The following is a 6,268-nucleotide window of genomic DNA, read 5'->3' on the forward strand; positions in this document are numbered from 1 at the left end:
AGCGACGAAGTCGGCGATCACCTACATCGACGGTGATGAGGGGATCCTCCGCTACCGCGGCTACCCGATCGAGCAGCTGGCCAAGAACAGCACGTACCTCGAGGTGGCCTGGCTGCTGCTGTACGGCGAGCTGCCCACCGCCGACGAGCTCGGTGCGTTCGACGAGCGCATCCGCCGGCACACCCTGCTGCACGAGGACATCAAGCGGTTCTTCTCGTCATTGCCGCACACGGCGCACCCCATGTCGGTGCTCTCGTCGGCGACGGCGGCACTGTCGACCTACTACGAGAACCAGTCCGACCCGAACAACCCCGAGCATGTGGAGATCAACACCATCCGCCTGCTCGCGAAGCTGCCCGTCATCGCCGCCTACGCGCACAAGAGGAGCGTGGGGCAGGCGTTCCTCTACCCCGACAACTCGCTGAGCTTCGTCGACAACTTCCTGCGCCTGAACTTCGGCGTCATGAGCGAGCAGTACGAGATCAACCCGGTCATGTCACGGGCGCTCGAGCGTCTGCTGATCCTGCACGAGGACCACGAGCAGAACGCGTCCACCTCGACCGTACGCCTGGTCGGCTCCACCGGCGCCAACCAGTTCTCGTCGGTCTCCGCCGGGATCAACGCCCTGTACGGACCGCTGCACGGCGGCGCCAATGAGGCCGTTCTCGACATGCTGGCTCGCATCCGCGACTCGGGTGAGAGCGTGCAGCGCTTCGTCGAGCGTGTGAAGAACAAAGAAGACGGCGTGAAGCTCATGGGCTTCGGGCACCGCGTGTACAAGAACTACGACCCGCGTGCGAAGCTCGTGAAGGAATCGGCCGACGAGGTGCTCACCGAGCTCGGGGTGCACGACCCGCTGCTGGACCTCGCCAAGGAGCTCGAAGAGATCGCACTCAACGATGCGTACTTCCAGGAGCGCCGGCTCTACCCGAACGTCGACTTCTACACGGGCGTCATCTACAAGGCCATGGGCTTTCCGACCCGCATGTTCACCGTGCTGTTCGCGATCGGCCGGCTTCCGGGCTGGCTCGCCCACTGGCGCGAGATGCAGAACGACCCGCAGACGAAGATCGGCCGACCGCAGCAGCTGTACACCGGCGCCGGGCGCCGCGACTACCCCGGGGTGTGAGCCCAGGCTGCGGCGGCCCGCGCCGCCGCAGCGGGAGGGGTGACCAGGATGGCCCTCGCCCGGTAGCGTGACTCCCGCACGACCTGCCGTACGAGCGGAGGCGCCATGTGGGAACAGACGACTGACCCTTTCGGGAGCATCGGGCTCTCCGCCCTCGTGGCGGCCATTCCGATCGTGGTGTTCCTGGTCTGCCTGGTCGCGATCAAGCTGAGCGGCATCCTCTCGGCCGTCATCGCCCTGGTCGTGCAGATCATCGTGGCCATGTGGCCGTTCGGGATGCCGCTGGAAACGGTCGGCGGGTCGGCGCTGATCGGCGTGCTCACCGCGATCTGGCCGATCGCCTACATCATCGTCATGGCCGTGTGGCTGTACCGATTGGCGGTGGCGAGCGGAAGATTCGACGTCATCCGCGCCTCGATCGGGGGCATCTCGGGCGACCAGCGCATCCAGGTGCTGCTGATCAGCTTCGCGTTCGGGGCCTTCCTCGAGGGCGCGGCCGGATTCGGCGTTCCGATCGCCATCTGCGCGGCGCTGCTGGTGCAACTCGGGTTCCGACCGGTGCGCGCCGCCATGATCTCCCTTGTGGCCAACGCCGGCGCCGGAGCCTACGGCGCCATCGGCATTCCGGTGATCGTCGGCGCACAGGTCACCGGTATCGACGTGATGGTGCTGTCGCGGTCGATGGTCGTCATCCTGCAGCCGCTGACCCTGCTGATCCCGTTCCTGCTGGTGATGATCCTGGACGGGCGGCGCGGCCTGCGCGAGACGCTGCCGGCGACCCTGCTCGTCACCGTGGTGTTCAGCGGCATCCAGGGCGGTGTGCTGTGGTTCCTGGGCCCGGAGCTCGCCGATCTCGGCGCGGGGCTCGGCGCGATGGTGGCCCTCTTCCTGCTCGGACGGGTCTGGCAGCCGAAGCGGCAGTTCCGTGAAGACGGGTCCGAGGCCCCGGCCGCCGAGCGCCACAGCCTCGGCCAGATCGCGTCCGCCTGGAGCCCCTTCTACATCCTGACCGGCTTCATCCTGGTGTGGAGCCTGCCGGTATTCAAGAACCTCTTCGCGGAGGGTGGCGCACTGGCCGGCACCGTCTTCGCCATTGCGATCCCGGGGCTGACGGGCGAAGTGACCACGGCAGCCGGCTCGGTCGTCACGGCGACCTGGGGCTTCACGCCAATCAATGCGACCGGCACGGCCATCCTCCTCGCGGTGATCGTGTCGTACCTCACCACCCCGAGATCCCGCCGCCCGTCGCTGGGCGGGGAGTTCGTCGGCACCGTGCGGTCGCTCTGGCAGGCGCTGGTGCTCATCGCGCTGATCCTGGCGCTCGCGAACATCGCCAACTACGCCGGGGCGTCGACGTCGATGGGCAACGCCCTCGCCGCGATCGGCCCCCTCGTGCCGCTGCTGGCGCCCATCATCGGCTGGATCGGCGTGTTCCTCACCGGGTCGGTGGTCAACAACAACACCCTCTTCGCGCCGCTGCAGGTCGCGACCGCGCAGGGCATCGGGGCCGACCCGGCCCTGCTGGTGGCGGGAAACACCGCCGGCGGCAACACGGGCAAGGTCATCTCGCCGCAGTCGATCGCGATCGCCGCGGGGGCGGTGGGGCTCTCGGGCCGCGAGAGCGAGATCCTGCGGGCGTCGATCCTCTACAGCCTCGGGATGCTGGCCTTCATCTGCCTCTGGTGCTTCACGCTGTACATGGCATTCTGACGCTCAGGCGTGCAGGGCCTCGTTCAGCGTGACGCCCACGCCGGTGCGCTCGACCGCCTCGACCGCGCCGCTCAGGGAGTTGCGACGGAACAGCAGGCCGGACCGTCCGGAGAGCTCTGCGGCCTTCACGACCTGCGGCGTGCCGTCATGGCGAGTGGGCCCGCCCGCGAGAACGACCTTCGTTCCGGCCGTGACGTAGAGACCGGCCTCGACGACGCAGTCGTCGCCCAGCGAGATGCCGATGCCGGCGTTCGCGCCGAGCAGCGTGCGGGCGCCGATCGACACGCGGTGGCTGCCGCCCCCCGAGAGCGTGCCCATGATCGACGCGCCCCCGCCGACGTCGCTGCCGTCGCCGACCACCACGCCCTGCGAGATGCGGCCCTCGATCATGCAGGCGCCGAGCGTGCCGGCATTGAAGTTGACGAAGCCCTCGTGCATGACGGTGGTGCCGGGGGAGAGGTACGCGCCCAGGCGCACGCGAGCCGTGTCGGCGATGCGCACCCCGGCAGGCGTGACGTAGTCGGTCAGGCGCGGGAACTTGTCGAGGCCCTGCACCTGGATGCCGTGGCGCTGCAGCGACGGCCGCAGTGCGGCGGCGTCTTCGGGGAGCATCGGGCCGGCGTTGGTCCACGCGACGATCGGGAGGTGGCCGAAGATGCCGTCGAGATTGAGGGCGTTCGGCTCGACGAGGCGGTGCGAGAGGGCGTGCAGCCGCAGATAGGCGTCGGGCGTGGAGGACGGCGCGGCATCCAGGTCGATCTCCAGCGATACCGGCGACACCGTCACGCTGCGACGCTCGTCGCGTCCGGTGAGTCCCTCGAACTCAGCCTGGGCGTCGACGTCCACCGGGCGGCGCCCCGTCTCGGGGTGGGGGAACCAGGCGTCGAGCACCGTGCCGTCAGCGGCGGTGGTCGTCAGTCCCGTGGCCCAGATCCATCGTGCATCGCTCATCCCTCCAGAATATCGGCCGGTGCGCGCTGGCTAGACTCGGGGGATGCCACGGCTCGACCTCAGCGCATCCTCTCTCGACCTCACGCGGGCGATCTGCGACATCCCCAGCGTCTCGGACGACGAGACGACGCTCGCCGACGCGATCCATGAAGCCGTTGCCGCGCTGCCGCACCTGCAGGTGCACCGCGACGGCGACACGATCGTGGCGCGCACCGACCTCGGCCGCGCGCAGCGCGTCGCCATCGCCGGGCACATCGACACCGTCCCCGTGAACGCCAACCTGCCCACGCGCGACATCGAGATCGACGGCGAGCCCTACCTGTGGGGGCGGGGCACCGTCGACATGAAGGCGGGAGTGGCGGTGCAGCTCAAGCTGGCCGCAGAGCTCGTCGACCCGCGGGTGGACATCACCTGGCTCTGGTACGACCACGAAGAGGTCGAGGCGTCGCGCAGCGGGCTGACGCGCCTCGCCCGCACCCGCCCCGACCTGTTCGCCGCGGACTTCGCCATTCTGGGCGAACCCTCCGACGGCGAAGTCGAGGGGGGATGCAACGGCACGCTTCGGGCGGTGGTGCGCACCCACGGCTCCCGCGCCCACAGTGCGCGGGCCTGGATGGGCGTCAACGCGATCCACGCCGCAGCCCCCGTGCTCGCGCGCCTGACAGACTATGAGCCGCAGCAGATCGAGGTGGAGGGTCTGGTCTACCGCGAGGGTCTCAACGCGGTGCGCATCACCGGCGGCGTCGCCGGCAACGTCATCCCCGACCTCTGCGAGATCGAGGTGAACTATCGGTTCGCCCCCAGTCGCGACGCCGCCGAGGCGGAGTCGCACGTGCGCGAGATCTTCACGGGATACGAGGTGGAGATCACCGATGTCGCCGAAGGCGCGCGTCCCGGCCTCGACGCCGCGCTGGCACAGGAGTTCGTCGCGGCTGTCGGCGCCGTGCCCCGCCCCAAGTACGGCTGGACCGACGTCGCGCGGTTCTCGGCGCTGGGGGTGCCCGCCGTGAACTACGGTCCGGGCAACCCGCACCTGGCCCACCACGACGAGGAGCGGGTGGCGGTCTCGCAGATCGAGGCCGTGGAGCGCGGTCTGCGCGCATGGCTGAGCGGCGCCTGACCACCCGCATCGCTGGACGCTGGGATGCGTTGCCGGCGGCCCTGCGCATCGGGGTGCTCTACATCGGTGCGCGTCTGGCCACGACCGGCTTGCTGCTGCTGGCCGCCCGCGCCTCGGGGCCGGGATCGCGGTTCGGAGCGGACGCCTCGCTGGCGGACCTCCTCGCCGGGTGGGACGCGCAGTGGTACTGGCTGGTGGCGGTCTCGGGCTACCCCACCGAGCTGCCCCTCACCGACGGCGGCCAGGTAGCCGAGAACGCGTGGGCCTTCCTCCCGGTGTACCCGGCGGTCGCGGCCGTGGTCGGCGCACCGCTGGGATCGTGGGTGGCCGGGGCGTCAGCGGTGTCGCTGGTCGCGGGGTACGGCGCCACCTACGTGCTCTATCGGCTGCTCCGCGAGCGGATCGGCGCACGCGCGGCGCTGTGGGCCGCGGTGCTGTTCGCATCGTCGCCCTTGGCGGCCCTTTTCCACGTCGGCTACGCGGAGTCGCTGTTCCTCCTCCTGCTCCTGCTCGCACTGTGGCAGGTGCAGCGACGCCGGTACGCGTGGCTCTACCTGCTCGTGCCTCTCATGGGGTTCACCCGCCCCGGGGTGCTGGCGTTCTCGCTGTTCCTCGCGCTCCACGGCATCCACCGCTGGGTGATCCGTCGTGACGCCGCCCTTCCGGGGCGGGATGTCGTGCACATCGTCGCGACGGGGCTCCTCGCCGCCGTGGTCGGATTCTCGTGGATCGGCATCGCGGCTCTGGTGACCGGGCGGCCCGACGCGTATCTGGCCACCGAGCTGGCGTGGCGCCGCGTCTGGCTTCCCAATGCCGAGGCGGGCTTCGTGCCCTTCGAAGGGGTCGTGCAGGCCAGCGCCTTCTGGGCGAGTCAGCTGGGTCTGCCGCCGGCGGTGGGGGTGGTGGTGTTCGTGGCCGCGGTGGCGGGAGCGGCGCTGTGGCTGTGGCGAGGGCGGACGGCGCGCCGTCTGGGGGTCGACCTGCGCCTGTGGTCGGCGAGCTACCTGCTCTATCTGCTCGCGGTCTTCTTCCCGCAATCGAGCACATTCCGGCTGCTGCTGCCGCTTTCGCCGCTGTGGGGAGCGGTCGCCGTACCCCGATCGTGGGTGTGGCGTATTGGAGCGCTGGTGGTGTGTCTGCTCGCCCAAGGGTGGTGGATCCACGAGATGTACGCACTCGGCGACACCTTCTGGCGCGTGCCCTGAGCGACTCCTCCGCGCGCCTCGTTCATCCGGCGTCGGTTTCACACGATAAACTCAGGGACCACACCTATATGGAAAAGGAGCCCGTAATGGCAGCCATGAAGCCGCGAACCGGGGATGGACCGATGGAGGCCGTTAAGGAGGGGCGCCTGATCA

General features: G+C 69.6%; 6 protein-coding genes. 5 read left to right on the forward strand and 1 reads right to left on the reverse strand.

Annotated features, from left to right (window positions below; genetic code table 11):
* Both NQ160_RS16430 and NQ160_RS16435 read left to right on the forward strand, forming a co-directional pair.
* The coding region (locus NQ160_RS16430) for a citrate synthase (RefSeq protein ID WP_257516241.1) at nt 1-1,129 on the forward strand (1,129 nt) is incomplete at its 5' end.
* Nucleotides 1,130-1,234: 105 nt separating this feature from the next.
* A complete protein-coding gene (locus NQ160_RS16435) occupies nt 1,235-2,839 on the forward strand; it encodes an L-lactate permease (RefSeq protein ID WP_257516242.1) in 1,605 nt (534 codons plus the stop codon).
* A gap of 3 nt (nt 2,840-2,842) precedes the next feature.
* On the opposite strand, the gene dapD is transcribed toward NQ160_RS16435, so the two are convergent.
* Entirely contained in the window at nt 2,843-3,790 is a 948-nt protein-coding gene (gene dapD / locus NQ160_RS16440; protein ID WP_257516243.1) for a 2,3,4,5-tetrahydropyridine-2,6-dicarboxylate N-succinyltransferase, read from the reverse strand.
* 43 nt (nt 3,791-3,833) lie between these two features.
* Between dapD and dapE the strand changes: the two genes are divergently transcribed.
* The 3 genes from dapE to NQ160_RS16455 all read left to right on the forward strand — a co-directional run.
* The gene (dapE, locus tag NQ160_RS16445) at nt 3,834-4,910 is read left to right on the forward strand and encodes a succinyl-diaminopimelate desuccinylase (protein ID WP_257516244.1); all 1,077 of its coding nucleotides are present in this window, start codon (nt 3,834-3,836) and stop codon (nt 4,908-4,910) included.
* Nucleotides 4,892-6,115, forward strand: coding sequence for a hypothetical protein (locus NQ160_RS16450; RefSeq protein WP_257516245.1), 1,224 nt, complete (start codon nt 4,892-4,894; stop codon nt 6,113-6,115). Before dapE ends, NQ160_RS16450 begins: the two co-directional genes overlap by 19 nt.
* Before the next feature lie 86 nt (nt 6,116-6,201).
* Nucleotides 6,202-6,268, forward strand: a 67-nt coding sequence (locus NQ160_RS16455; protein WP_257516246.1) for a DUF3117 domain-containing protein, incomplete at its 3' end; no start/stop codon positions are given.

It is taken from the genome of Microbacterium sp. zg.Y909, assembly GCF_024626565.1.